Here is a 234-nt window from a genome sequence, read left to right as displayed (position 1 = left end):
CCGTTTTGACCGAAATTTTGGTTTGCCCCAGTCTGGTTGGGCCTTGTCAAAGAAATTGTTCCAAGCCTTGCCCAAGTCGGAAATTGCCAGTTGCAGAATTCGGGCTGATTGTGTATACTGCCAGTCTTTTTTATCTGCAACTAACATATTACGAACTCTTCGTTCACTCGGCGAAGGCTTTTCTTTAAGCAGCACTTTCTGCTCTTCGGTCAGCTTTTTGGGGTCGGAGGCCAA

General features: G+C 46.6%; 1 pseudogene. It reads right to left on the bottom strand.

Features of this window, described 5'->3' with window-relative positions:
* Positions 1-234 (bottom strand): annotated as a pseudogene (locus tag lacNas_RS01810) (helix-turn-helix domain-containing protein); the annotation flags it as partial.

It is taken from the genome of Lactobacillus nasalidis, from assembly GCF_016587775.1.
GTDB lineage: Bacteria > Bacillota > Bacilli > Lactobacillales > Lactobacillaceae > Lactobacillus > Lactobacillus nasalidis.
This window is presented reverse-complemented; position numbering and strand designations above follow the sequence as displayed.